Origin of the sequence: Gaoshiqia sediminis (genome assembly GCF_025907915.1) — a bacterium.
GTDB lineage: Bacteria > Bacteroidota > Bacteroidia > Bacteroidales > Prolixibacteraceae > Gaoshiqia > Gaoshiqia sediminis.
The window spans coordinates 1-398 of sequence record NZ_JAPAAF010000132.1 but is presented as its reverse complement, the minus strand read 5'-3'; the positions used below and the strand labels follow the sequence as shown (position 1 = coordinate 398).

At 45.7% G+C, this 398-nt stretch carries 1 protein-coding gene; it reads right to left on the bottom strand.

What is annotated here, in order from left to right; genetic code table 11:
- Positions 1–398: SPASM domain-containing protein (locus N2K84_RS20700; protein ID WP_282593654.1), on the bottom strand; the 398-nt coding region annotated here is incomplete at both ends.

Genomic DNA, 398 nt, shown 5'->3' with positions numbered 1-398 from the left:
TTCGAGTTCAGCATATTAATCAGCCGGTCGTGCATCACATTGCCCAGCTTCCATTTCGGTTCCACAAAAAAGTCGCAGCTATAAACATTGCCGTTATGCTCAATCACCACATACGGGCCACACTCTTTCATCATCGTACATTCGGGCGCCTCCAGCCCCACATAACTGTGGAAAACCGATTCGAAATGACGAACCGAAGTAGTAGGTTGTCCGTCTTTAAAATCGGCCAGCCACAGGTCGAACAGTTTATTCAGGAAACGACCGTAGTCTTCAGCCGAAACCGAAAAGTCGGCAGCTTTTGAGGGGTCATTTTTATCCGTTTCCACAATCGGGATAAACTGCATAAAGGTTAATCCCAAACTTTTATAGTAATTGTACAGCTCTTCGGGATGTTTCAC